This window comes from Floridaenema fluviatile BLCC-F154 (genome assembly GCF_041929135.1).
Classification (GTDB): Bacteria; Cyanobacteriota; Cyanobacteriia; order Cyanobacteriales; family Aerosakkonemataceae; genus Floridanema; species Floridanema fluviatile.
The window spans coordinates 67,066-93,270 of record NZ_JBHFNS010000059.1 but is presented as its reverse complement, the minus strand read 5'-3'; the positions used below and the strand labels follow the sequence as shown (position 1 = coordinate 93,270).

At 40.6% G+C, this 26,205-nt stretch carries 26 protein-coding genes; 15 read left to right on the top strand and 11 right to left on the bottom strand.

All coding sequences use genetic code 11. From position 1 onward, the window contains the following. Nucleotides 1-44 precede the first annotated feature (44 nt). The 3 genes from ACE1B6_RS15795 (at nt 45) to ACE1B6_RS15785 (ending at nt 4,885) form a co-directional block, all read left to right on the top strand. The gene (locus ACE1B6_RS15795; protein ID WP_413258206.1) at nt 45-2,858 is read left to right on the top strand and encodes a HEAT repeat domain-containing protein; all 2,814 of its coding nucleotides are present in this window, start codon (nt 45-47) and stop codon (nt 2,856-2,858) included. Between the two features lie 70 nt (nt 2,859-2,928). After that, nucleotides 2,929-3,771: a CheR family methyltransferase gene (locus ACE1B6_RS15790; RefSeq protein WP_413258205.1), complete on the top strand. Its 843-nt coding sequence runs from the start codon at nt 2,929-2,931 to the stop codon at nt 3,769-3,771. A 73-nt stretch (nt 3,772-3,844) separates the two neighbouring features. Further along, on the top strand, nt 3,845-4,885 hold the full coding sequence (locus tag ACE1B6_RS15785; RefSeq protein WP_413258204.1) for a protein-glutamate methylesterase/protein-glutamine glutaminase: 1,041 nt from the start codon (nt 3,845-3,847) through the stop codon (nt 4,883-4,885). 74 nt (nt 4,886-4,959) lie between these two features. On the opposite strand, the gene ACE1B6_RS15780 is transcribed toward ACE1B6_RS15785, so the two are convergent. After that, a complete protein-coding gene (locus ACE1B6_RS15780; protein WP_413258203.1) occupies nt 4,960-5,580 on the bottom strand; it encodes a cytochrome b N-terminal domain-containing protein in 621 nt (206 codons plus the stop codon). Between the two features lie 173 nt (nt 5,581-5,753). Between ACE1B6_RS15780 and ACE1B6_RS15775 the strand changes: the two genes are divergently transcribed. Then, nucleotides 5,754-6,716, top strand: a complete 963-nt coding sequence (locus ACE1B6_RS15775; RefSeq protein WP_413258202.1) for a DDHD family phospholipase — start codon at nt 5,754-5,756, stop codon at nt 6,714-6,716. Between the two features lie 114 nt (nt 6,717-6,830). Here ACE1B6_RS15775 and ACE1B6_RS15770 read toward each other — a convergent pair whose 3' ends face one another. Together ACE1B6_RS15770 and ACE1B6_RS15765 are read right to left on the bottom strand one after the other, a co-directional pair. Next, complete coding sequence (locus ACE1B6_RS15770; protein ID WP_413258201.1) at nt 6,831-7,166, bottom strand: hypothetical protein; 336 nt, start codon at nt 7,164-7,166, stop codon at nt 6,831-6,833. Between the two features lie 199 nt (nt 7,167-7,365). Continuing rightward, nucleotides 7,366-7,995 carry an NAD(P)-dependent oxidoreductase gene (locus tag ACE1B6_RS15765; protein WP_413258200.1) on the bottom strand — a complete coding sequence of 210 codons (630 nt, stop codon included), beginning with the start codon at nt 7,993-7,995 and terminating at the stop codon, nt 7,366-7,368. A 404-nt stretch (nt 7,996-8,399) separates the two neighbouring features. Here ACE1B6_RS15765 and ACE1B6_RS15760 point away from each other — a divergent pair, with 404 nt between their 5' ends. Next, nucleotides 8,400-9,251, top strand: a complete 852-nt coding sequence (locus ACE1B6_RS15760) for a helix-turn-helix domain-containing protein (protein ID WP_459563042.1) — start codon at nt 8,400-8,402, stop codon at nt 9,249-9,251. A gap of 29 nt (nt 9,252-9,280) precedes the next feature. On the opposite strand, the gene ACE1B6_RS15755 is transcribed toward ACE1B6_RS15760, so the two are convergent. Together ACE1B6_RS15755 and dxs are read right to left on the bottom strand one after the other, a co-directional pair. Beyond that, nucleotides 9,281-10,123: an Rpn family recombination-promoting nuclease/putative transposase gene (locus ACE1B6_RS15755; protein ID WP_413258198.1), complete on the bottom strand. Its 843-nt coding sequence runs from the start codon at nt 10,121-10,123 to the stop codon at nt 9,281-9,283. A gap of 211 nt (nt 10,124-10,334) precedes the next feature. Beyond that, nucleotides 10,335-12,245 carry a 1-deoxy-D-xylulose-5-phosphate synthase gene (dxs, locus tag ACE1B6_RS15750; protein WP_413258197.1) on the bottom strand — a complete coding sequence of 637 codons (1,911 nt, stop codon included), beginning with the start codon at nt 12,243-12,245 and terminating at the stop codon, nt 10,335-10,337. A 310-nt stretch (nt 12,246-12,555) separates the two neighbouring features. Here dxs and psb28 point away from each other — a divergent pair, with 310 nt between their 5' ends. Together psb28 and thyD are read left to right on the top strand one after the other, a co-directional pair. Continuing rightward, entirely contained in the window at nt 12,556-12,942 is a 387-nt protein-coding gene (psb28, locus tag ACE1B6_RS15745) for a photosystem II reaction center protein Psb28 (RefSeq protein WP_413258196.1), read from the top strand. Nucleotides 12,943-13,064: 122 nt separating this feature from the next. Then, nucleotides 13,065-13,985 (top strand): thylakoid membrane protein ThyD, encoded by a 921-nt coding sequence (gene thyD / locus ACE1B6_RS15740; RefSeq protein WP_413258195.1) that lies wholly within the window; start codon nt 13,065-13,067, stop codon nt 13,983-13,985. Between the two features lie 118 nt (nt 13,986-14,103). Here thyD and ACE1B6_RS15735 read toward each other — a convergent pair whose 3' ends face one another. From ACE1B6_RS15735 to ACE1B6_RS15725, 3 genes are all read right to left on the bottom strand, one after another. Beyond that, entirely contained in the window at nt 14,104-14,358 is a 255-nt protein-coding gene (locus ACE1B6_RS15735; protein ID WP_413258194.1) for a hypothetical protein, read from the bottom strand. Nucleotide 14,359: 1 nt separating this feature from the next. Further along, the gene (locus ACE1B6_RS15730) at nt 14,360-14,782 is read right to left on the bottom strand and encodes a tetratricopeptide repeat protein (protein ID WP_413258193.1); all 423 of its coding nucleotides are present in this window, start codon (nt 14,780-14,782) and stop codon (nt 14,360-14,362) included. A 124-nt stretch (nt 14,783-14,906) separates the two neighbouring features. Further along, complete coding sequence (locus ACE1B6_RS15725) at nt 14,907-15,263, bottom strand: iron-sulfur cluster assembly accessory protein (protein ID WP_413258192.1); 357 nt, start codon at nt 15,261-15,263, stop codon at nt 14,907-14,909. A gap of 409 nt (nt 15,264-15,672) precedes the next feature. Here ACE1B6_RS15725 and ACE1B6_RS15720 point away from each other — a divergent pair, with 409 nt between their 5' ends. From ACE1B6_RS15720 to ACE1B6_RS15695, 6 genes are all read left to right on the top strand, one after another. After that, nucleotides 15,673-17,346, top strand: a complete 1,674-nt coding sequence (locus ACE1B6_RS15720) for a DUF6930 domain-containing protein (protein WP_413258191.1) — start codon at nt 15,673-15,675, stop codon at nt 17,344-17,346. Nucleotides 17,347-17,702: 356 nt separating this feature from the next. Further along, nucleotides 17,703-18,737 (top strand): hypothetical protein, encoded by a 1,035-nt coding sequence (locus tag ACE1B6_RS15715; protein ID WP_413258190.1) that lies wholly within the window; start codon nt 17,703-17,705, stop codon nt 18,735-18,737. A gap of 189 nt (nt 18,738-18,926) precedes the next feature. After that, on the top strand, nt 18,927-20,363 hold the full coding sequence (gene zds, locus ACE1B6_RS15710) for a 9,9'-di-cis-zeta-carotene desaturase (RefSeq protein WP_413258189.1): 1,437 nt from the start codon (nt 18,927-18,929) through the stop codon (nt 20,361-20,363). Nucleotides 20,364-20,763: 400 nt separating this feature from the next. Next, nucleotides 20,764-21,210, top strand: a complete 447-nt coding sequence (locus tag ACE1B6_RS15705; RefSeq protein ID WP_413258188.1) for an SRPBCC family protein — start codon at nt 20,764-20,766, stop codon at nt 21,208-21,210. Nucleotides 21,211-21,354: 144 nt separating this feature from the next. Beyond that, entirely contained in the window at nt 21,355-21,618 is a 264-nt protein-coding gene (locus ACE1B6_RS15700; protein WP_413258187.1) for a type II toxin-antitoxin system VapC family toxin, read from the top strand. Next, nucleotides 21,585-21,737, top strand: coding sequence for a type II toxin-antitoxin system HicB family antitoxin (locus ACE1B6_RS15695; protein ID WP_413258186.1), 153 nt, complete (start codon nt 21,585-21,587; stop codon nt 21,735-21,737). The genes ACE1B6_RS15700 and ACE1B6_RS15695 overlap by 34 nt, the downstream gene beginning before the upstream one ends. Nucleotides 21,738-21,780: 43 nt before the next feature. Here the strand turns inward: ACE1B6_RS15695 and ACE1B6_RS15690 are convergent, their stop codons facing one another. Beyond that, complete coding sequence (locus ACE1B6_RS15690; RefSeq protein WP_413258185.1) at nt 21,781-22,008, bottom strand: hypothetical protein; 228 nt, start codon at nt 22,006-22,008, stop codon at nt 21,781-21,783. A gap of 15 nt (nt 22,009-22,023) precedes the next feature. On the opposite strand from ACE1B6_RS15690, the gene ACE1B6_RS15685 reads away from it, so the two are divergent. Then, nucleotides 22,024-22,254 carry a hypothetical protein gene (locus ACE1B6_RS15685; protein ID WP_413258184.1) on the top strand — a complete coding sequence of 77 codons (231 nt, stop codon included), beginning with the start codon at nt 22,024-22,026 and terminating at the stop codon, nt 22,252-22,254. 213 nt (nt 22,255-22,467) lie between these two features. Then, nucleotides 22,468-22,623, top strand: a complete 156-nt coding sequence (locus tag ACE1B6_RS15680; RefSeq protein WP_413258183.1) for a type II toxin-antitoxin system HicB family antitoxin — start codon at nt 22,468-22,470, stop codon at nt 22,621-22,623. Here the strand turns inward: ACE1B6_RS15680 and ACE1B6_RS15675 are convergent. Further along, entirely contained in the window at nt 22,610-23,275 is a 666-nt protein-coding gene (locus ACE1B6_RS15675) for a class I SAM-dependent methyltransferase (protein WP_459563041.1), read from the bottom strand. The two genes, ACE1B6_RS15680 and ACE1B6_RS15675, sit on opposite strands and share 14 nt — an antisense overlap. Before the next feature lie 116 nt (nt 23,276-23,391). Then, nucleotides 23,392-25,938 carry an ATP-binding protein gene (locus tag ACE1B6_RS15670; RefSeq protein WP_413258181.1) on the bottom strand — a complete coding sequence of 849 codons (2,547 nt, stop codon included), beginning with the start codon at nt 25,936-25,938 and terminating at the stop codon, nt 23,392-23,394. Nucleotides 25,939-26,205: the final 267 nt, after the last annotated feature.

Here is a 26,205-nt window from a genome sequence, read left to right as displayed (position 1 = left end):
AAATTTCCCCTACTCTCCTAACTATCAAACACCAACCAAATCTAATGTTAAACATAAACAATGAGCCAACAATTAGTATTTTCACGACAGATAATTCTCTCGTCGTATCTTCTTGGGATAATTGGCTAACTAAAGCCACCGGATTATCTGAAGAAGTCGCCAAAGGTTCAGCTTTAGCTGAACTAATTCCCTGCTTTACTGAAAGTGGTATCTCTGGACATTTTCAGCGGGTACTACAACACGGAATAATTGAAACCCTGCCTCAAAAAATTTACCCTTACTTATTTGAATGTTCCCTGACAATTCCCTCGCGCTACTTTCAAAAAATGCAGCAACGAGTAACAATTGCTCCTTTAAAAGAAAAGAATGAAATTATCGGTACGATAGTGACGATCGAAGATATTACCAACGAACTGGAAATCAGACTAAATATAGCCGAACAACTAGAAAGCCCAGAAGAAAATCTGCGTTTAGTTGCTGTCCAAACTTTGGCAAAAGCTAAGATATCAGAACCAGAACAAATGCTAGTTAAAGCATTAGGCGATCGCAGTTGGCGAGTTCGTCGTGCTGCCGTTGATGGATTAGCAGCAATTAGTGGCTCAACTCTTGCCACTTCCCTATTAAGAAGTTTACGCGAAGAACACCGTAATCCTAGTGTTTTAAACGGTGTATTGCAAGTTTTAGCTCATGGCAAAGTTGATATTGTTCCCGCTTTAATTGACTGTCTGAATAGTGAAGATGCTGATTTGCGAGTTTATGCCGCCTTAGCTTTAGGAGAACAAAAAGACATTCGGGCAATTCCAGCTTTACAAATAGCCTTACAAGATAGCGATTCCAATGTCCAATATCATGCAATTGATGCTTTAGGACATTTACAAGCAATTGATGCCGTAGAAGATTTAGTGGCGATCGCTTGTGGCGGAGATTTTTTCCTGGCATTTCCCGCCTTAGATGCTTTAAAAAGTATTAGTTTGAAGGAAGTAAACTTACCTAAATTAGCCTTTGTTGCTAACCAACTTTTACCTTTGTTAGGAGATGAATTATTAGTAACTGCGGTAGTCGATACCTTAGCCTTTTTGGGCGACTCTAGTGTAGTGTCAGCAATTGCCAGTTTGTTAAATCAACCAAACCCGCCTGTGCCTAATATAGTAAGTGCAATTGGCGTGTTACATGACCGTTATGAAAATGCTTACCATGAAGGTGATTATATTGCTGATTTAGCTTTTACCGCAATTGATCAAAGAGGCATCGATAATTTATTAGCTAATCTTCATGATAATAAACCGGACGAGTTAAGAGCGATCGCATTATTATTAGGCAGATGTGATGGAAATCCCAAAACCGCCCGTGCTTTAACCCGACTTTTAGGTGAAGAAATAGTTCGAGGTACAGTGATTGAAGCTTTAGTTCGCTATGGCAAAAAAGTCACAAATTTATTAATCGAACAATTGTCAGCAGAAGATTTAGAAATCCGCAGAGCAGCAGTAATTGCTTTAGGTAGAATTGGTGATTCCAAAGCTGTACCAGCATTAACTCAATTATTAACCGAAACTGGAGCTAGTTCGGAAACTAATCAAGAGCAGTTTTCATCTAATCCCCCTTTACCAGAATTAATGGTCGTTACTGCTAATTCTTTGGCGCAAATTGGCGATCGCCGTTCTTTCGATACACTCCTAAGTTTAATCGGTCATCCTGATAGCACCGTGCGTTTAGCAGTAGTAGCTGCACTTAATTCTTTAGGGCATCCAGATATGCTCAACCGAATGATTACTTTGCTGCAAGATACTGATGCTTATGTCCGCGAATCAGCAGTAAAGATTGCCGGATATTTTGCTTTTAATGAATGTGTAAACCTACTTTTAGAACGCTGTCAAGACCAAGCGGAAGATGTACGGAAAGCCGCGATCGAATTAATTCCTTACTTGGAAAATGCTCCTGTATTACCTACTTTAATTCACGCTTTGGAACGAGAAACTCCAAAAGTTAGAGCCGCTGCTGCTAGAGCTTTGGGACAAATGGATTGCACTTTAGTTTATCCCCATTTGTTAAAGGCTTTACAAGATAAAGAACCTTGGGTACGCTACTATGCAGCTAAAGCGATCGGTTGGAATGGTTATACTGAGGCGATCGATACCTTAGCCAATCTCGCTCATCGAGATCCCAGTACGATCGTGCGAATCGCTGCTGTAGAAGCTTTAGGACAAATTGGCGGCGCAAGAGTAGTTTCCTTCTTGGCTCCCATTGCTGAGGATACTAAATTGCCGAACGATTTAGTCCGAGCCGCTTTAAGTGCTTTGGGACAAGTGGGACACCCGAATTCTTTACCACCTTTACTTTCCGCTTTGCGCTCAGAAGATTTGTTCCTCCGAGTCTGTGCAGTTAAAGCTTTAGGAAAAAGAGGTGGTCAAGATATCGAATCGATTTTACAGGATCTAGCAGCTACAGACTCAGATGTAACCGTTGTGTTTGCTGCTATTGAAGCATTAGCACAGTTGGCTACAAAAGAAGCGATCGCCGCTTTGCTAGAATTAACCGCTAATCTAAAACACAACGAAGCCTGCATTATCGCTCTGGCGAATTTGGGAGAAAAGCAAGTTGAAGCAATTGGCAAAGGTTTAACTCATTTTAACCTGGAAGTCCGCTGCGCCACCGTAGAAGTATTGACCAGATTAAGATGTCCCCGTGCTTCCGAACTTTTGATCGTCGCTTTGGACGATCCAGAACAAATCGTGCGATTAGCCGCAGTTAATGGATTAGAACATTTAGGAAATCGCTATGCAGAACGCAAAATCGCTGTTATGGCACATACAGACCCCGATCCTATAGTTCGCCAAGCAGCACAAAAAGCCCTTGGTTAATTTTAGATTAAAACATTAAAATTGGGAATTGAAAATCGATAACGGCAAAAATGTCCAACAATCATCAATCATGAAATTTAGTTTGGAATCCTTCGGTTTACCTGATAGCTATTTTATTTTATTAAGCGATTTGATTCAGGAACGTACCGGGATGAATTTTACTAATTCTAATCGCGATTTGTTGGCAGAAAAACTCTTTCCTCGCGTAGTTGCTTGTGGTTTTAGCTCATTTTTAGATTACTACTATCTGCTGAAATATGATGATAATGCTGCCGGAGAATGGACACATCTAATGGATGTTATTACTGTACAAGAAACTTTTTTTTGGCGGGAAGTAGATCAAATTAAAGCTTTAGTTAATGTCTTGGTTCCTGAACACTTTGCTCAGTTTCCCAACCGAACTTTGCGAATTTGGAGCGCCGCTTGTGCCACTGGGGAAGAACCAATTTCTATTGCTATGGCACTGAATGAGACAGGTTTGCTGAACAAAGTACCAATTAAAATTTATGCTAGCGATGCTAGTGCTAGCGCGATCGCTAAAGCTAAAACAGGTTTGTATCGAGAGCGTTCCTTCCGCACCTTACCATTACATTTACAAACTAAATATTTTTTCCCAACCCAAGACAATAAGTGGCAAATTATCCCGGAAATTCACGACTCGATTGAGTGGTCGATCGCTAACTTAGTGGCAGAAGATGAGATTAAATATCTAGCTAGTGCTAATATTATATTTTGTCGGAATGTCTTTATTTACTTCGACCATAAAACAATTCGTAAAACCGTCGATTTTTTTGCCAAATATATGCCTAAGCCTGCTTATTTATGTGTTGCCGCTTCCGAATCTCTCTTAAGATTAACTAATAAATTTGAATTACAAGAAATCAATGGTGCTTTTATTTATGTAAAATCTTAAATAATAGAAACAATCAAACAATGTTGTTAGCAAAACACTTAAAATTATATTTTAGCGTACAGGAGAAAAAATAATGGAAGAAGTAATTCGGGTTTTAGTTGTAGATGACTCTGCATACGTGCGGAAGGTAATTAAACAAATGTTATCCCGCAGTCCATTCATCGAAGTCATCGGCACGGCTCGCGATGGCAGAGAAGCATTAGATTGTGTTGCAGAACTTCAACCAGATGTAGTTACGTTAGATCTAATTATGCCAAACATGAATGGCGTGGAATTTTTGCGGGAACAAATGCAGCGCCGCCCTTTACCAGTCATTATTGTCAGCATTGCTAGCGAGAGTGGCGAAACTGCATTAGAAGCTTTAGATGCTGGCGCAGTAGAATTTGTGCAAAAACCTACCGCATTAGCAACAGAAAAAGTATTTGAAATTAGCGATGAATTAATTCAAAAAGTTAAAGCTGCTGCTCAAATTAAACTCAGTAATTTACCCACAAATACTAATAACCGAATAACATCACCTCTGGTAAGTAAAGTTTCATCAGGAGCCGTCGATATTGTAGTTATGGGAATTTCTACAGGTGGTCCCCAAGCACTTTCTTTTTTAATTCCTCAATTACCAGAAGACTTTCCCATTCCAGTAGCAGTTGTGTTACATATGCCAGTGGGATATACAGAAATGTACGCTAGAAGATTGAATGATATTTCACCGTTAAAAGTGGTAGAAGCAAAGGAGAAAGATCCGGTAACTGCCGGAACAGTTTTAATTGCACCAGCGGGAAGACATTTAAGTTTTATTCGTCAACCTGACGGTAGTGTTCTTACTCATTTAGATGCTCGTCCATTTGATACTTTGCATCGCCCTAGTGTCGATGTATTATTTCAATCAGCAGCAGAGGTTTTTGGCGATCGCGTTTTAGGCGTAGTCATGACTGGCATGGGTTCCGATGGCAAACAAGGTTCAGCTTGGATTAAATCTCATGGCGGTTTAATCTTTACAGAAGCCGAAGAAAGCTGTGTAGTTTATGGAATGCCTAGAGCAGTTGAAGAAGCAGGTTTAAGCGATAAAGCTATCCCACTTAATCAAATAACAACAGCAATTATGGGAGTTTTATAATGTCACTTATTCGGGTAAAAATTGGTGAGTTTAGAAATACCAAATAACTTGGTTAAATCCAAACTCCTAATTTACTAATAAGCTGTGTTACTGATTTCTATTGATTCTTGCTTTTCTTCTTGTTCTTGTCGCAATAATCCCATTAAATGAACGATCGCTAGTACGATCGCCCCCATTGCCAAAATGTAGCTATGTAAAGTGTAAAGACGCATTACCGTCATCGTGTTAACTGCGCCTCCACCTGTAAGAAATTCGCGCAATAGAGAACCAATTAAAGGAATTACTTCAATGGTTCCCAATTCAATGTTAAAACGCCAATATCCTAACTGTGTCCAGTCAAGTAACATGGCTGTCCAACTGAGTGCGATCGCAGTTAAAGTTAACAAAATCCCACTAATCCAAGCAGTTAACCAACTCCGGCGAAATTTCTCACCCAAAAACATCACCACAATTTGAATTAAAGCAACAGCAATTAATCCATTACCCGCAACTTCATGAAGCCGCTGAATTAACCAACCATTAGGAATTTCGGATTTAATAATTTGCAATGAATTATACGCCCCACCCGCAGTAGGTTCGTAATAAAAAGACAGCAAAATTCCCGTAATTGCTGCTATTAAACTCAGAGAAATAATTGCCACAGACAAGATCGTAGCCAATCGCCGCAGTATAAAAGAGTACGGAATATTTCTCATGGCGAATCTTAGCCTCGATGAGTTGTATATGTATTTTCACTTATTATATTAAGTTTATTGAAGATTTTCCACATTATCTAGAATAAATCTCCGTAAAAATACAGTTTACAGATCCGGATTCAAGTCAGCGCAATTGGTAATAACTATATAGTCCTTGTTTCGAGAATTGACCAATGGCAAAAGATTACCTATTGTTTATACATGGCGTAAACACCCGCGACAAGCTGGAAAAGCCCTCTTACGCCGACAAACTTTTCCAGTTAATACAAGAAAGCGCAGATTCATCTCTCCAACTAGAAAAAATTCCGCTTTACTGGGGTGATATTAACGAAGATGCCCAAGAAAGACTCCGCAACACTTTTAAACAATCAACGGCTTGGAACGAACTTTGGTTTCAAGACTTTCGCGCCAATCAATTATTACAATTTGCAGGTGATGCAGCACTTTATCTTAGCCGAACCATTGGCTCAGAAGTTGTACAACGGATTAAAGAACAAGCCAAAGAGGGATTAAAAGGTTACGATCCTAACAAAGACCGTTTGCACCTAATTACTCACAGTTGGGGAACAGTTATTTTGTTTGATATTTTGTTCGCTAAACGTTGGAATTATCCGAATGTTCCAGCCCATCAAGATGTTATGGATATTCGGAATACTTTATTTGGTTTATCGCCAAGTCCTTATACAGGTATCGAACTTGCTAGCATTCATACAATGGGTTCACCGATCGCACTTTTTAGCTTACTTCATGTTGATGGCAGCACTCATAATTTCCAACAATTATTTGAGGAATTGCTGCAAAATTTATACAATATCCGCAACAGACAATTACCTTGGTTAAATTTTCTCCACCCCGGAGATCCTGTAGCTTGGCCCTTAGAAAAATTACTTTTTGATTCCTTAAATGGTGAAACAAAATATCTCGATTTGGCAGATATCGTTATTCAAAGAGAAGACTTCTCTGATTTCCTTTTTAAAATGGTAAGTCAGAAAATTTTGGCTTTAGTACATGGTGGCGATGCTCACGGTAGTTATTGGTCAAGTAAACAAGTAGCTGACACAATTGCCCAAACAATTAAAAATGAGGCGCGGCAAGCTAAAATTCAAGTTAGTAATCGGGAGTTGATTTCTGGTTAAATACGATCGGGGGTTTTTCTGGTGGCGATCGCACTTTCTCATCAATAAGTTAATTGCTGGGAGGTGCGATCGCGTAGTACCGTAGGTATATCGTTCTCCTATTTTCGGTAAAAACTAAAAATCAAGCCTGCCAGTTGAAATCAACTTAAACCCAGAAATTAGAGAAACAAAAGACAAAAAGAAGTACCACAGACTCGTAGGTAATAGAACAACTTTTCCACTAACAAATATTAATAAAATACCCAGAACAACTAACCCCCAACCTAAATCCCCCATGAAGCGGCGGAAAAATAATAACGATATAATACCGCTAGTAATTGCTAGAACAGAGCCAGCAGCCGAAAGATCGCTCCACCAATAGCGGGATACTTGAGTCGTAAAAATAATATTTTGACCAACAAAATATACGCCGACAATTAGCAATATTAAGCCGATGAGTTTGGTAAGCATCTGCATCTTATTCCTCACTAATGAAGAGTTTAATTAAAAAATACTCCCCAAACTTAGCAACTAAGGAAATTTGCACATCTGTTTTAATATTTCCAACAGAGAAACGCGGTTTTTTAACGTAATATCAATTCCAGCGCCGCCGGAATTGATATTAGTTATTTTCGCTTCTAATTCAGCAACGCCCATCCATTTAAAAGTTCTAATAGGACAAACTAGGCGCTTGGTGCAGATAAGATCGATCGCCCAATTGCTTTAAGATAAAATCTGCCACATCTGCGCGGGAAATTTTCAGCTTTGAGGTCTTATCAGTACCGGGGAAGCCGTGGCGATACTGACCAATACGCTTGCCATCAACAAAAGCTCCCGGACGCACAATAGTCCAGTCCAAACCGCTTTGTTTTACATACTGCTCTTGCAGTTCATGATCGGCGAACACATTCCGCAAAATCAAGCCAAACATGATGTACTTCCAGTAAAAATTGAGGCTGCCCCAACTTTCGCCTGCGCCCAGAGTAGTTTGGCAGATCAACCGTCGAATACCCGATCGCTTCATCGCCTCGATAATCTGTCTTGTTCCCTCTGAGCGAATGGTTCCCGTCAGCTTTTGCCCAGAACCAAGGGTGCAGACAACAGTATCTTGTCCTTGCACCGCCTGTTCCACCGCTGAAAGATCCATTACATCTCCCGGAAACAATATCAGATTGCGGTGTTGGATATCGAGCTTGGCAGGGTTACGGGCAAAAGCTGTTACCGTATGACCTTGTTCGAGAGCCTGTTCAACAACTTGCCGACCAACACTACCACTTGCCCCAAAAATTACGATTTTCATGATTGCTTTTCCCAAGTAACGATATCCTCAGATTAGAAAAAAGCTCGATTCTCAACTATCTGATTCTTGCGTTACTTGTACAATCTTGCGGCTAATTGTTAATTTCACCAGACCTGCAAACTGGAAAACTTGACTAATACCAATTCTGTGTAAAATTGCGCTTAATCATAGCCCCTCCCTGTAGACGGGGAGGGGTTTGGGGTGGGGTGAATTAAGGGCATCTTCATAGAGAATTGGTATAAGCTGTTACGCATTTAAATCACTTATTAACGAGTAGGGTGCGTCAGACAGTAAAGCCTGATATAGAAAGGAAAATATCTAAATCTGACGCACCCTACAATATGACTTTTAAATGCGTAACAGCTTAATATTAGTGCAAGTGCAAGGCATACGGAGTTTCGATGATGCAAAATCCTGCGATCGCACCAGCCCAAACAAATCGCCCATCTCACTGGGAGAATGTTCGAGTTGAACAGCTGCAAAACCCGCCTGGAGAAGGAAATTGTCACTTTGAAGATGAGCATACCCTGTTTTTATCCCTTACACCACGCCCGATTCATTATGTGCAAATACAGGATGGCAAGACCTTCACGGGGCTGTATCGTCAAGGAGATATCTTAATCACTCCGGCAAATATACCCCTATTTGTTCGATGGGAAGGAGAGGAAAATTGCTTGCAAATTCGCCTCAAGTCGAAGTTTTTGCAAAACATTGCTAGAGAAACGCTCGATCGGGACTGCGATCGACTCCAATTAATACCTGAATTTCAGCTTCATAACTCCCAAATTGAAGCGATCGCCATGATGCTTTTTCAAGAATCGCAACAACAAACCTCTGACAATCAACTATATTTAGACTCACTAGCAAACATTCTAGCAGTGAATCTTCTCCGACATCATGCCACAACAAAACCACAGTTACCCGTTTACGAAGGTGGTTTACCCCCAAGTCAATTGCAGCAAATTTTAGATTATGTTGATGCTAATTTAGATGGAGATCTCAGACTAGAAAACTTAGCCCAATTGCTCGATATGAGCCAATTTCATTTCAGCCGTTTATTTAAGCAATCGATCGGATCGTCTCCACATCAATATTTAATTCAGCAAAGAGTAGAACGAGCAAAGCAGCTATTAAAAATTAGCGATCGCTCCATTATAGAAATAGCCTTAGATTGTGGGTTTAACAGCCACAGTCACTTAACCAAACAATTTCGGCAAATCACAGGGATGACACCAAAAGCTTACAGAGCAAGTTAGGCAAAGTGCGTTTCCACAATATAGCTCACCTACTGTTCCTGTTGGGTCAACCATACCTCTAAATCAGACAGATTAGAGAAATCTAGTAACGCTTCCCCCAGTAATTCTATTTGGGCGATAGATAAGGTATTAATTTGTAATATGACTGACTCAGGAAGTTGTCCCACTCTTCGAGTTAGTAGGCGTAGGATGAGCGATCGTTCTCCCTCTTCACGTCCCTCCGCTTTTGCCTCCTGGTATACCCTTGTTTGTTCAAGCGTGATTCCCAACATTGCTTCCACCTCTTGCCGACTTAAATTTGTGAACTTATAAACCATAATTGTCGTTAGCATTTCTATGATGGCACGACTCGTTTCTGACGGTAATTCTTGTCGTGAACGCGCCAACAAATTTCGAGCTTCCACCGCTGCTTGATTTTCCTGAAGCGTTGTTAATACCATCAACGCAACTCCCAACGGTAATTGAGCCATATCGCCCAATTCATTGAGATATACTCGATGAACGCGACTCCCATTCAATAAATCTTGATATGGAAGGATTTGACTTTGCTCGATCGTTCGGGATGGATAAATCACCACAGCTTGCCAATCACTAAAGCGAGAACGATTGCGATAAAAATAAAGAAACGATTCCCCAAACAATCGTTCATAAAGTAGTTCATCTTTTTGAAACTGCACTTCGCAGAAATAAACAACTCCCGGTATTTCCGATTCTGGTGGGAGAAATACTCCATCAATTTCAAACTTGGGTTCTTTAACAGCAACAGAATCAAACCGATAGCTTTGAGCATTGGCTGGAGGACGATCGAGTAGCTCAAACAATATTTCTGGGGATTGTTGAAATAATTGGTAAAAGATGGAATCTCGCCGCATAGTTAGAATATAGGACTTACGCACTCTCAGCCTGAAACCCAGATCCCCCCTAGCCCCCCTTACCAAAGGGGGGAATTTCTCAAGCCCCCTTGGTAAGGGGGTTGGGGGATCTGAGTGCGTAAGTTCTAGAATAGTTGCGATCGATGCTTATATATACAAGAATCCCCGGCGATCGATCGCCGGGGATTATCAAACAAAAAAGTTTAACTAGCTAACTAACAGCAGCCGATGCTTGCTGACTGAAAAAAGCCAAACGCACTCTTTCAGCAATTTGGGGTGGAGTTAAACCCAAATCAGCCATAGATTCATTTGGTGTAGCATGATCCACCAAAATATCAGGCACGCCAACCCGAATCACAGGCACCAAAACATTATGATCTAGCAAAGCTTCTGCCACAGCTGAACCAAAACCGCCCATAACACAACCTTCTTCCAAAGTCACCACTCGACCAATTTGTTTAGCCAAGGGCAAAATTAACTCCGTATCCAAAGGTTTAACAAAGCGGGCATTTACCACAGTTGCTTCAATGCCATGTTCGCTGAGGATTTCGGCTGCTTGCATTGCTGGGTAAACCATTGAACCGTAGCCCAACAGCAACACATCATCGCCTTGACGCAACACTTCAGCCTTACCAATGGGCAAAGGTTCCCAACCTTCTTCCATCAAAGGCACGCCGTAGCCATTACCACGAGGATAACGCATGGCGATCGGACCATCCGTATACTCAATCCCCGTCACAATCATCTGCTGTAATTCTGCCTCATCTTTCGGAGCCATCAGCACCATATTCGGCAAACAACGCAGATAAGCGATATCATACATTCCTTGGTGAGTCGGGCCATCTGCACCCACAATTCCCGCCCTATCCAAACAGAAGAACACAGGCAACTTTTGAATGCAGACATCATGAACTACTTGATCGTAGCCCCGTTGCAAGAAAGTAGAATAAATCGCTGCAACCGGACGCATTCCCTCACAAGCTAAACCAGCTGCCATAGTAACAGCGTGTTGTTCCGCAATCCCCACATCAATATATTGATTGGGCAACTTAGCTTGTAATTTGTCTAACCCAGTTCCCGTAGCCATTGCTGCCGTAATCCCGACAATTTTCGGGTTATTTTCGGCTAACTTGACTAAAGTATGGGCAAACACTTTCGAGTAAGCAGGGGGTTTCGGTTTGCTAGAAGGAATAGGTTTACCAGTTGCTAAGTTAAAGGGATTTTGAGCATGATAGCCAACTTGGTCTTTTTCGGCCATCTCGTAGCCCTTACCCTTTACAGTTGCCACATGAACCAGCACAGGCCCAGTATGTTTGTGTGCTTGCTTAAATGTGGAAATCAACTCTTCCAGGTCGTGACCATCCACAGGCCCCATGTAGGTTAAGCCTAATTCCTCACAAACTGCACCCACTTTCGGCACAGCTAAACGCTTCATCCCTTCTTTGATTCTGTCAATCTCTGGAGAGAGAGATTCACCAACAAAAGGTAAATGCTTAAATTGTTCTTCTAAGTTATCTGTAAGGAACTGTACCGGGGCGCTGAGGCGCATTTTGTTCAAATAACGAGAAATTGCCCCCACATTGGGAGAAATGGACATCTCGTTATCATTGAGTACGATTAACAGGTTGGTTTTTGGCAAATGTCCAGCATGGTTAATTGCTTCTAATGCCATTCCTCCGGTTAACGAACCATCACCAATCACTGCTACCACTTTAAAGTTGTCACCTTTCATATCTCTTGCCAAGGCCATTCCCAAGGCAGCTGAGATACTCGTGGAAGCGTGACCTGCGCCAAAATGGTCAAATTTGCTTTCGCACCGTTTCAGGTATCCGGCAACACCGTCTTTTTGGCGCAAGGTGTGGAAGTTGTTGTATCTTCCTGTGACCATCTTGTGCGGGTAAGCTTGGTGTCCCACATCCCAAATGACTTTATCTCGATCTAAGTCTAGGGTTTGATAAAGTCCCAGTGTCAGTTCCACTACACCCAAACCGGGCCCCAGGTGTCCTCCGCTGGTTGCCACGGTTTGCAGATGCTTTTCCCGAATTTGTCGGGCAATTTGCTTCAGCTGGTGTATTGACAGACCGTGCAACTGATTTGGATGAGTGATTTCACTCAAGTGCATACTGGCCTACTCTCTCGACTATTAGATTTTATTTACATTCTTCACTGTAGAGGATTTGGGGACAAGGAATCGGGGACTGGGGACTGGGGACTGGGGACTGGGGACTGGGAAGTTTTGTTAGCGTGGCGTTTTGAGTTGTAGGGGCGGGTTTTTTATTGATTTAACAATACCAAAACAATAAATATATGGATAAACCCACCCGTACAGAGTTTTGAATGAAGAATTACCTCTCTCTCCCAGTCCCCAGTCCCCAATCCCCAGTCCCCGATCGCCATGTATACTTATTGTTAAGTTTATTTATCTTTTTTACATGACTGTACAAATTCCGACAATCCAGTTTTTTGAAGGTATTTCTGAAGAGTTGGCTGATGTGAGTTTACGCCGCAATCCCTCTACTGGTGTTAAATCTGTTCTAATGGTTTTCAAGCAGTTGAAGGCGGTGGAAAATTTTAATAGCTTTAAAAGTAGGTTTTCTAATGCACTGCGTTTGACTGATTCGGAAGGGGAAATTACGGTTGAACCTAGTGGGGTAAAGTTCATTTTTGGTGGGCCGGAAGGTGATGATTTGGCACGGGTAGAATGTAAGTTTGAAATCGATCGCGAAGACCATTGGGAAAGATTTATGCGGTTTATGAATCGCTATGCTGAAGCTAATGGCATGGCTTACGGAGAACCAGAGAAAAAAGACTCTGAGTAAGTGAGTTTTGGGTTTTGAGTTAAAGAAAAGGTTTTAGGTTCCAGAATTTTCCCTTGTCCCCTTGTCTTCTTTTCAATAATCTGTAGCAAACTTAAAGAGAAACAATTTCAATGGAGGTGGGAATGAAAATTGCAATTACTGGTGCTACAGGATTTGTCGGTAGTTATTTAGTTAAAAGGTTGCAAGCTGAGGGGGAAAAGATAATTATCCTCACTCGCAATGCTAATCATGCTAGTCGCGTTTTTCCCAAAAGTGCTTTCCCAGATGTAGAAATTGTTGCTTACAATCCTGCTCAATCTGGTGATTGGCAACAGGTAATTTCTGGTTGCGATGCTGTGGTAAATTTGGCTGGGGCTTCGATCGGTGAAGGTCGTTGGACGGCTGAAAGAAAACAGGAAATTCTCAATAGCCGAAAAATCGGTACTCAAAAGTTAGTTGAGGCTATTGCTAATGCAGAACAAAAACCTTCTGTGTTAGTAAATGCTTCGGCTATTGGCTATTATGGCACTAGCGAAACTGCTACTTTTGTGGAAAGTAGTCCTCCGGGTAATGATTTTTTATCTGAAGTTTGTACTGCTTGGGAAGCTGAGGCGCGAAAGGTCAAAGATTTGGGAGTGAGATTGGTTATTTTGCGCTTTGGGGTAGTTTTGGGTATGGGTGGTGCGATCGCCAAAATGTTGCCTGTTTTTAAAATGTTTGCTGGGGGTACAATTGGTACAGGAAAACAGTGGTTCTCTTGGGTAGAAGTTGATGATTTGGTTAACTTAATTGTCGCGGCTTTAAGACAACCAGAAATGGAAGGGGTTTATAATGCTACTGCTCCTAATCCTGTAAGAATGGCTGACTTTTGTCACGCTTTAGGAGATGTTTTACATCGACCTTCTTGGTTGCCTGTTCCCGCTTTTGCTTTAGAATTGCTCTTGGGTGATGCGGCAATGGTAGTTTTGGAAGGTCAACAAGTTTTGCCAAAACGTACTTTAGAATCGGGTTTTGCTTATAAATACGCCGATTTGAAGCCAGCTTTGAAGTCTTTTTTGAGTTAAGGGACTGGGGATTGGGGACTGGGGATTGGGGACTGGGGACTGGGGACTGGGGACTGGGGACTGGGGATTGGGGACTGGGGAGGTAGGGAGGAAGTTCTTTAACTCAAAACTCAAAACTTTAACTAGAACTAGCTTTGGAGTTTAATTTCTTGGAGATCCAGCTAGTAATGCCGCTGACGATCGCTCCAGCCATTAAAATGCCAATGGCTGGGGTAAAGACAGGTTCCCAGAGTTTTTGCCAGAGGTTCCAACCTAGATTAACGCCTGTGGTTTCGCCGACTACTGCGATCGCTAACCAGAAAAAACTAATCAAGACTAGGAACAAATTGCACATTAAAGCCACATTCAGCCAATTCAGCAATTTCTCTTTCATTTTAATTACCAAATAACCAATTTTGAATGCGAATTAAGCTTTGCCAATCTGGTTTTCTAGTTAAACCATCTTCGATGTTAGTAACAATTTCTTGACGGATTTCGCCATCTAAAGCTACTATTTGTTGCACAATTTCGATATGTTGACGCACTCCAGTTTCCCCCGTTTCTAACATGGCTGCGGCTAAATTAACTCTAGCTTGCGGGTCTTGGGGATTTAATTTTACGGCTTTTTTTCCGGCTTTTAAAGCGGAATTTGGTTGATCTTCAAGCAAGTATAACCAAGTTAAACAAGTCCAACTGGCGCTACTTTTGGGAGTGCGATCGCAGAGGTCTTTAAACACTGGAATTAATTCTTTTGGTGCTTCTCCAGCTTTGTAACGTTCAATAGCCGATTCAAACAGCGAGTCAACAGATTGAGTCATGCGATTTTAGATTTGAGATTTTCGATTTGGGATTGATTTCCAGAATAAATCTGGGGTTTTCGGGAGAATTTTAGATTGTAGACTCAAATGTTGAGCTAAAATCTAAAATACTCCGTTGTTATTATTAAACAGCAAAAGATTTTCCACAACCACAGGTTTGACTGGCGTTGGGGTTAGTAAATTGGAAACCGCCACCGATCATAGAATCGCTGTAGTCAAGCATTAGACCGTAGATGTAAAGTAAACTTTTGCGATCGCAGACTAGCTGAAAGCCGTCGTAATCAAAAACTTCATCATCTTCCCGAATAGTGCTAGGCTCAATAAAGTCCATCGTGTAGGACATTCCCGAACATCCGCCTTGACGCACACCTACCCGCAGACAGAGGTCTTGACCTTGTTTGTCCCGGAGAAGTTTCAATTGGGCGAGGGCACTATTGGTTACTTGTAGACCTTTTTGTTGAGACTGAGTTGCTGTAGACATGGGTTTGTGCTACTCCTTAAAAATGCCGGATCGGATTGACTATATTTGCCTATTAGTACATTTTATCCGGCTTGGAATAATTGGTGCGTGAATCTGGAAATTTAGAATAAATTTTCTAAACATTAAAGATTTCTCTGCTGATAATAACCTAAGTTACTAGTTATATCCATTGAGGCTTAGTAATCATGGTAGGAGAGGTAAAATAATTATGCTACCCACTACCCGATCGAAATAAAAGTAAAGTCCAAACACGATCGGGGGTTTTGGGTGTAGTGTGTAGAGAAAGGGAGTTCTTTTCTATTTACTGGGCAGCTAGATTCATCTAAAACATCAACTGCACCTCTCGTTCTCGCGTTCACTCCCTAAGTATAAATTCTCGGACAAATAGTTTCTTCTCTAGCCTTGCTCTATGACAACTTTTAATCGCTCTACCTATCGTCGGTTAAATCAGTTAAATCAAATTCCCAGCGTATGGGAGGGCGATCGCCGACTTTTATCTGCTAATGTTGAGTCTAACTACGACGGACAAAAAGAATGTATTGTTTGGGTAGATGGTAGCCAGGGAGTTGTCCGGGCGATGGATCTGGTGGGGGCGGAAGCGGGTCCAGAAGCAATTGTGCGGACTTTGTTACGGGCGATGGAGTATCCCCAAGGGCCAGTAAAACCGGGAAGACCGCAAAAAATTGTGGTTCGCGATCGGGAAATTCAATTCTATTTACGAGGCATATTACAAGATTTAGGTATTGCTATTGAATATGTTCCTTCTCTACCCTTAATTGACGAACTATTTCGGGAATTTGAAGAAGATCAAAACTCCCAACCTCCAAATTTGCCGCCCCAATATGCGGGACACTTAATGATATTAGCCGAGGAAGTTTGGCGCAATACTCCTTGGGAAGTTTTAGAAGAACATGAGATAATTTCGATCGAAATTAATAAATGGGATATTCAAAATTTATATGTCTCGATCCTGGGAATGTTAGGCAAAGAATACGGGATTTTACTATACCGTTCTTTAGATTCTTTGAAGCAGTTTCGTGCTTCCGTGATCCAACAGCAAGAGAGTTCGATCGAACAACTAGAAGAATCTTTTCTGAAACAAGATTGTTTATTTATCACCTTTGAAAAAATTGAAGATTTCTTTGAGGAATACGAAGACGAAGATCTTGATTTAGCAGATTTGCCATTGTCGGAAATTGAACCCAATTTCGGTAATATTCATCCTTTAGAAGGTTTAAGAGCTTCTCTATTTGAAGAAGAAGCCTTAACAGTTTTTGTCGCCCTCACCGCGTTAAATCGCTTTTTGCGCCAACATCGTCGCCGACTCTCCGCAAACAACATTCCCAAAATTACTAGTAACTACCGCATTACTCTACCTCAAGAATCAGAAAATAATCAGATAGTATCTATCAAAGTAGCGACTATGCCAGAACTCACAGAAGAATTGTGGGAAATGGCTAGAGTAGATAGTTTTACCGATCTCGATCTTGATGATGAAGATGATGAAGATGATGAAGATGACGAAGATGACCTATCACCAGACTTACGAGATGATTTAATCCCAACAGATTCTTTCGTTAGCATTGGCATGGCTTCTTGGGAAATGATAGATGATTTGCAAACTCATTTACCGAATTTCCAACTATCAGCAAATATCCAAAAATCTGGAGATGGTTTTCCGATAATTTTAATCCAAACTTCCCGACCAAAAGCAATAACACTAATAGAACAAATTGAAGCTTCAGAAGGTCTAGAAGGGATATTTTTCAACCCAGGTGAAGACCCATTTGAAGAGGAGAATTATGATTTGGGTATCCTCCAAACTAAAAATGGAGAAATGTACTTATTTGGCGAGTTTATGCAAGACGATCCCATACATAAAGAAGCGCGGAGAAAGTGGGATTCTCGCACTAAGAAAACTAAGGGTTATTGTGGTTTACTAATTGCTAGAGGCTTAAAAGGTGCTTCTAAAGGTAATCCTCAGTTGTCAGATATGATGGCTTTGTTTGAAGCTAAGGCTTTGTCCAGTAAAGATTGTAGTTTGGGTACTCTGCAACGGGTACTGCAATTAGATTGGGATTAATTTTACATCGGGTATTTTAGATACATTTCGCTATAGCTAGATTTGTTGATGTTGATGAAAGGGAAGAGGAATTTTATTCTTTTCCTTTTCCTATTTTAGTTTTTCTCAACTTTGCTATCAGTTTTTCTTAATTCTGAGCAAGATAATCTCATGTTAATCTGGCAGTAGTGCTTCTGTAGCGATCGCCTAAAAAAAGGTATTTTAGCCTACTAAAAAATTTCTTGGTCATTTAAAAAAAATATGTTAAGATTTATTACGTGGTTGGAGATAGTAAAAATTAATTTTCGGTAGTAAAATAGCAATGCTAACTACCCCTTAGTGACACAAGTTAAACCAGTCAGTAAATTTTAGAGCTTATGTTTTCCCAATTAGAGCATCAGAATGTCAATCCACACAAAGACAGAGAAATTCAATCCCTGGCTAAACAGTGGGCGAAAAAGTATGTCCACAACTTGGAAGATGATATAGATAACCTAGATGGATCGAGGGAATTAGCTACTGAAAATCAGCGTTTATTAATAGCGGAGAGATTACGCTACTCGCTTCGCAACAGTAGCTTGCAAGCTTGGAATAAAACTGAATATTTGATTGGTAAAGAGATTCAAAGGCATCGAATTAATCCGAAATTAATCGATCCTTGGCAAATTTCTGAAGATGTGTTTACTGTCTATGAAAAAACTTTAGAAGTATATGCTCAAATGCTGTCACCGCAGCAGTTATCGAGAATTATCAGCCCATATTTAGGGGCGATTCGGAAAAAATATACTGCTAACGATCCCAGAGTAATTGGGTTTGTGAGTATGCAGTTTCATTACACTGGGTTAATTTTAGTAGAAAACCTTTCAATCAGAGAAAGAACTGAATTGTTGGGCTATTTAAAAGTCATTGATGACCATTTGTATATGCCATTGCAACGAGCTTATGATGCGGCTGCAAATCAAAATTATGACTCAGAAACTCTCAAGGTTGTACAACAACTATTACCCGTAAGTACAGAAATTGCTCATAATATTTGCGATCGAGTTATTGAGTTATATCCTAATTACTCTACTTATTCCGGTAGTTTGAAAAATCCAGTAGTCAAAACTGCTAGCATCCGCGATGTAGAGATGTTTCAAGTATACTTGTGGGTTTGCGTTCTGGAAAATAATATTTCCGCAATTCAACAAGAGTTGTTTCCTTTGTGTGTGATGGTTTATCCCACATTAAAAGTTCGCTGGGAATTAGTGCGCCAAATGGTTAACTTATTAGGCAAGGAAATAGAAAGTCTTTTGGGTAGAGAAGAACAAAAGTTATTTATACCTTATTTTCAGGCTTTGCGAGAGATGTTCTCGCCGGAAGTATTCCCGGAAAGTTTAGGAAATGAATTGAGTCATAGATTCGGTAAGTAGGGGAATAGCAATTTGAGTCAATAGTTACCGAGAAGGGAATAAAGAACCGGAAACGGGCATTAAAAGTTATTTTTTCCCTTCTCTCACCAGAAAGTCTGACTCACCGATCGCATCGCTGAGTTTTCTTTGGCAGTAAGAGTGTCAACTGATATTAAAATATGTAAAGAAACTGAGCAGGAATAGATTTGAATGCGAGTTGCAATTGTTGGTGCGGGATTAGCGGGAATGGCGACAGCGATCGATCTAGTCGATGCTGGATGCGAAGTAGAAATTTTTGAATCTCGTCCCTTTGTTGGGGGTAAGGTTGGTAGCTGGGTAGACGCTGAAGGCAACCATATTGAGATGGGTTTGCACGTCTTCTTCGGTTGCTACTATAATTTATTCGAGTTAATGCGGAAAGTGGGAGCAGGGGAAAATTTACTGCTGAAGGAACATACGCATACTTTTATTAATCGTGGTGGCGTGACTGGTGCGTTAGATTTTCGCTTTATTACTGGTGCGCCTTTTAATGGTTTAAAGGCATTTTTTACGACTTCGCAACTTTCAGCAAAGGATAAGTTGCAAAATGCGATCGCGCTAGGTACAAGTCCTCTAGTTCGTGGTTTAATCGACTTCGAGGGAGCGATGAAAACCATCCGCGATCTTGATAGAATTAGCTTTGCGGATTGGTTTAGAAGTCACGGTGGATCGGATGGTAGTTTAAAAAGAATGTGGAATCCGATCGCTTATGCGTTAGGATTCATCGATACTGAAAATATTTCCGCCCGTTGTATGCTGACAATCTTCCAGTTTTTCGCTGCAAAAACCGAAGCTTCCGTACTAAGAATGTTGTCAGGTTCACCTCATGAATACTTACACAAACCCATTGTTAAATATATAGAAGAACGAGGCGGAAAAATTTATACTCGTCGCCGTACTAGACAAATTTTGTTTGCGGAAGAAGGGGGAAAAACCAAAGTTACAGGGTTAGTAGTTGCGAACGGAGAAACGGAAGAAACTATTACTGCTGATGCTTATCTTTGTGCTTGTGATGTTCCGGGAATTCAAAGACTTTTACCAGAAGAATGGCGCAAATGGCAAGAGTTCGACAATATTTATAAATTAGATACTGTACCTGTGGCGACAGTACAATTGCGCTTTGATGGATGGGTGACAGAATTAGAGAATAACCCAGCGAGTAAAAAATTCGATCGCGCTTCTGGGATTGATAATTTACTTTATACCGCAGATGCAGATTTTTCCTGTTTTGCTGATTTAGCATTAACTAGTCCAGAGGATTATTATCGGGAAGGACAAGGTTCTTTAATGCAGTTGGTATTGACTCCGGGCGATCCTTTTATTAAAGAGAGTAATGAAGCGATCGCAAATCACGTACTCAAACAAGTACACGATCTTTTTCCATCTTCCCGCAAATTGAACATGACCTGGTATAGTGTAGTGAAACTCGCCCAATCTCTCTATCGAGAAGCACCAGGAATGGATCTTTATCGTCCAAATCAAAAAACACCGATTCCTAACTTTTTCTTGGCAGGTAGTTACACCCAACAAGATTACATTGATAGTATGGAAGGTGCAACTATTTCGGGAAGACAAGCGGCAAAAGTAATTTTAGACCAGAAAAAATAGATAATAATGCAAGTTGTTAGTTATGAGCTTAAGGGTTTTGATCCCCCTAAATCCCCCTTAATAAGGGGGACTTTGAATTCCGTTCTCCCCTTAACAAGGGGGACTTTAAATTCCGTTCTCCCCTTAATAAGGGGGACTTTAAATTCCGTTCTCCCCTTAACAAGGGGGACTTTGAATTCCGTTCTCCCCTTAACAAGGGGGACTTTGAATTCCGTTCTCCCCTTAACAAGGGGGACTTTGAATCCGGTTCCCCCCTTAGTAAGGGGGGTTAGGGGGGATCGAACCGAGAATGTTTGTAACGAGCAACTTGCGTTAATAATGGTAATTTTAATTGTTAGTGAGAATTGGCAATTAAAATTACCAAACACCAATTACCAACTACCAATTACCAATTATTAAAATGACAGACTGGTTAGAACATAGCGTACAAGTAGAAGTAGCAGTGCCGATCGAATTCACCTGGAGTTTGTGGTCAGATTTGGAACAAATGCCTCGTTGGATGAAATGGATTGAATCGGTTCATGTTTTAGAAGAAAATCCTGAGTTATCTCAATGGAAATTAGCGACAGGGAATATTAATTTTACTTGGCTTTCTCGGATTTTAAAAATAGTTCCTAATCAAATTATTCAATGGGAATCTGTTGATGGTTTACCGAATAGAGGGGCGGTGAGATTTTACGATCGACACGGTAGCAGCATCGTTAAATTAACAGTAGCTTACGGTATTCCTGGCTGGTTAGGTAAATTAATGGATAATTTATTTTTAGGTAGAGTTGTCGAGTCAACAATTCAAGCAGATTTAGAAAGATTTAAGGAATATGCACTAGCAGCTTACGGTAAGTCTTAATAGATTTATTCACCTATTAACTCGAATTTTGAGATACTTTTTTTGTCTACTCAACTACTTCTGCTCTTGGCATTTCCAATCAAGCCACTTTCTAACAGTTTTTTGAAAGCGAAATCCTACAACCTTTTAATCGTAGTATGCTTTATGGCAACAGAACCTAAACTAATTTATCTTGATACTAATGTTCTCGCTTATGTTGCCAATACTAAAGCACCTCAACACAGGGCTGCATTAGAAATCTTTAGACCCAATGACACAGAAATTTTGTGTGTATCGTCACAAGTTTTAGCAGAGTTTTACTCCTATATTACTAATCCTGCTATATTAGCAAAACCCCTAGAACCAAGCGAAGCGATTAGCCGAATTAAACGGATTTGTCTGGTTGTATTTCTACAGGTAAAACTCTAGAAGAAACAGAAGATAATATTAAAGAAGCGATCGAACTTTATATTGACACTCTTCGAGAAGATGGTCAACCTATTCCCGAACCATCGCTGAAAGCAAAGGCAATTTCTGTTGCAGCTTAATTACCAATACTTAATTAACTTGAGTAAGGGAAGTCAATCTCTTTTAATTTTCACCACTCGCCCCTGTTTGCTGTTTTGCGGCTTGTTTCTCTTGATAGCGATTTTCCCATTTTTCGGCTATTTCCGTTGCCGTTTCATACATAACTTTTGCTTTCTCGTAAGCATCTTTAGCAAGTGCAAGGAGTTCATCCATTTTGCGATCGTCTAGGAATTTTTCCCTAATTAATAATGAATACCTTAAGAGAGAACATCTATCAAGCCAGATTAACATAATTAAGCTAGAATATTGGCAAACTTAAAATCGTTACCAGAAATGGCTACAATTCTTGATATTACCGGGCTTACTGCCCAACAAATCGAGCAGATTCACGCAATGATAGAGACATTTAGAGCTATCAATAAGCATCAGAATCTAACAGAAGAGCAACTAGCAGAAATTGATCTAACTCCGTTGTTTTTTGAAAGCGAAATCCTACAACCTTTTAATCGTAGTATGCTTTATGGCAACAGAACCTAAACTAATTTATCTTGATACTAATGTTCTTGCTTATGTTGCCAATACTAAAGCACCTCAACACAGGGCTGCATTAGAAATCTTTAGACCCAGTGACACAGAAATTTTGTGTGTATCGTCACAAGTTTTAGCAGAGTTTTACTCCTATATTACTAATCCTGCTATCTTAGCAAAACCCCTAGAACCAAGTGAAGCGATTAGCCGAATTAAACGGATTTGTCTGGTTGTATTTCTACAGGTAAAACTTTGGAAGAAACAGAAGATAATATTAAAGAAGCGATCGCACTTTATATCGACACTCTCCGAGAAGATAATCAATCTATCCCCCAACCATCCCTGAAAGCAAAAACAATTTCTGTTACTGTTTCTTAGTTGCTACGCCAATAATATGCGGGCTAACAATTGCCGGAACATTTGCTCGAAAATGTTGGTAATCTACTCGCTCAAATCCTGCATTTTCTAATGCTACCCAAGTTTCGCGATCGGGATGACAACCATCACCAATAGTTTTCCATAAAGGTTTCACCCAATTTTGTACCTTTCGCAAACCAGTATCCTTTGGTGCAGCTACGTGCTCCAGAAAAAAGAAGCGTCCACCCGGTTTGAGAACTCGTAAAACTTCCTGTAAAGTTGCAGCGAGACTATCCACTGAACATAAAACCAGCGTACTTACAACCGCATCTATGCTGCGATCCTCGACATCCAAATTTTCAGCGGTTCCCCGTCGGATGTCAATGTCTAAGCCCAGCTGTTCTGCTTTTTGCCTCAAATAGTAATCCATAAAAGGGTTTGGTTCCACCCCAATCCAATTAATGTTGGGCGGATAATAAGATAAATTCGGACCGGTACCTGGGCCAATTTCTAAAATTTTGCCCTGTAAGTCAGCAAATAAATCTTGCTTTTGATCGGCTATTTCGGCTTCGTACTGGGCATTACCATGAGCCATCAACCAAGCAAATAGGCGTTTGTACAAGGTTGGCGAATCTGGGGTTTTTGATTCTAATGATTGTGTCTTAGTTGTCATTAAAAAATATTTCCGAAGCGATCGCACTTCATCTTGACACCCTTCGAGAAGATAATCAACCCATTCTCGAATCATGCTGAAAACAAAAGCAATTTCTGTGACATTTAATTCTTAAATTAGCCTTCTAATTTACGCCTTTCTTTTGGAACTAAACTAATAATAGTTTTGATTAAATCATTGGTTTCTACAGGTTTAGCAAGGTGATGTTGAAAACCAGAAGCGATCGCTTTTCGTTGATTAATTTCTCCAGCATAAGCTGTTAAGGCAATTGCCGGAACTTGTCCACCTTGTTCTGCGGGCATTGCTCGAATTTGCTGAATTAACATATAGCCATCTATGTTTGGCATTCCGATATCACTTACTATTAAATCTGGCTTGACTTGGGAAAAAATCTTCAAGGCTTCATTGGCAGAAGATACCACAATTGCGATCGCTCCTGCTTCTTGAAGAATAAAAGCGATCAACTCTCTTGCATCTGGCTCATCATCTATTAACAAAACCCGAATATCTTGTAAAGGAAAAAGACTCAAAGATGAAGATTCCCCAGAATTCTTTTCCTCTGTCATCTTTTTGCTTTGATTTTTCAGCAATGGTAGCCTAACAGTAAAAGTCGCCCCTTGTCCCTCACCTAAACTTTCGGCTTGAACGCTTCCCCCATGTAACTCAACTAAATGATGGACGATCGCTAATCCCAATCCTAAACCACCAAATCTGCGTGTCGTCGTACCATCTTCCTGACGAAAATATTCAAATACATAAGGCAAAAAATTGGCAGTGATACCTTTACCTGTATCTTTAACTGTAATTTGAGCACAATTATTGATTTGTGCTAATTCAACCTCTACCTTTCCTTCAGAAGGTGTAAATTTCACAGCATTAGATAGCAAGTTCCAAACTACCTGTTGCAGACGAGCAGAATCACCCATAACTTGTCCGACATTAGGATGAAAAATTGTTTGAATTTGAATATTTTTTACTTGGGCTGCAAGTCTGATAGTTTCGATCGCTGCTTCAATAACACTAACCAGTTTGACTGGCTGGGGATACAACACCAACTTTCCTTGCAAGATCCGGGAAACATCGAGCAAATCTTCAATTAGTTGACTTTGTAGCTTAGCATTACGCTCGATCGTTGCTAGTGCTTGCTTGGTTTTTTCCCGATCGAGTTGACGCGATTGTAACAGCTTTGCCCAACCAAGAATTGGATTTAAAGGCGATCGCAACTCATGAGACAATACGGCAAGAAACTCATCTTTAATTCGATTTGCCGCTTCTGCTTGTTCCCTTGCAGTTTTTTCTCTAGCTAGTAATTCTTCTCGTTCCGCTTCGGCATATTTGCGATCGGTAATATCGGTATGAGTTCCTAACATTCGCAGCGGTTTACCTTCACTATTCCAAGAGATAATCTTGCCAACAGAAAGAATCCATTTCCAATCTCCTGATTTAGTTCGCTGTCTAAACTCGACTCGGTAATGATTGCATTTACCTGTAATGTAATCTTGAAAAACCTGATAACTCCAAATTAAATCATCGGGATGTATACGATCGCGCCATTTAGCACTTGTTTCCTGAAACTCTTCCGGCTGAAAACCTAACATCAAGGCATATTCTGGAGAGACAATCGCATCACCCGTTTGTAAATTCAAATCATAAAGTCCTTGATTTGCTGCCATCAAAGCCAAGCGGAGACGTTCTTCGCTGGCGCGTAAAGCTTCTTCGGTGCGTTTGCGATCGCTAATATCCATAAAACTTGCCACCGCCCCGACAATTCTCCCATCATTAAGCAAAGGGGCGGCGCTAATCAAAATATCATAGTAGCTGCTATCTTTGCGGATCATGCGTGATTCGATCGCATAACTTTCTTCTCCTCGCAGAGCTTTAGAAATGGCATAATTTTCTAAAGGAACCAAGTTGCCATCTGTATCGTAAGAAATTCCCCACTCAAGCAAATCAAAGTCCAGATTTGTACTGTCTGGATCTTGCTGTGCCAGTCGTCTTGCTTGGGGATTAGCAAAAGTTAAATTTCCTTCCCCATCGCAGACAATAATCGCATCAGCCGCATACTGTAGAATTGTTTCCAATAAAAACCTTTGTTCATCTAAGGCTGCTTCTGCACACTGACGTTCCTCAATCTCCTGTTCTAGTTGCTGATTGACTTGCAGCAGTTCGATCGTGCGTGACTCTACTCTAGCTTCCAATTCATTTTGAAACTGCCTTAATTCTGATTCAATTCGCTGGCTTTCTATAATTTGCGCTTGTAATGCCTGATTAGCTTCCTCTAGTTGAGCAGGACTAGACAAAGCTAAAGCTTTCGGAACCAGAGGCACAAGCTCTAAAGCTGTAAACATTGAGACTAGTGCAGTTCCAGCTTTAATAGTACCCGATAACCAGTAGGTAGGATACCAAAGCGTCCAGACTTCGACAAAATGGGTTGTACCGCAGGAAATAATGAAGGCAGCAAATGACAAAAATATCCACTGAAAAGGTAAGTCTTGTCGCTTGCGAACAAAGTAAAACAATGTTAAGGGAATGGAATAATAAGCCGCTCCAATCATGGTATCAGAAATTAAGTGTAACCAAACTAAGCTTGGTTTCCAAAGATAACAGTGACCATGAGGAATAAATGAGCCTGAATCGAATAAATTGATGAGAAAGTAGTGCATACTATAAAAGAGCAGTTTAAAAGAAAAATAACTTTTGGGCTGGGAACAAACTTAGGAGTCCGCATCGCATATATATTAAATATATATATGTAGGGTTCCCTACATTCAAACCTATTTTTTCTCTAATAAAAATCTCTCTTAAGACAGAGGATTTCTGCTCAATAAGGAATTGAGGTTGGCTGAAAAAGCTTCTTGCTGAAGTTAGGGAATAGGGGAGAAAGAACAAGCAGCAGTTTTCCTGTGGTTTTAAGCCAATTAAAAAAATAG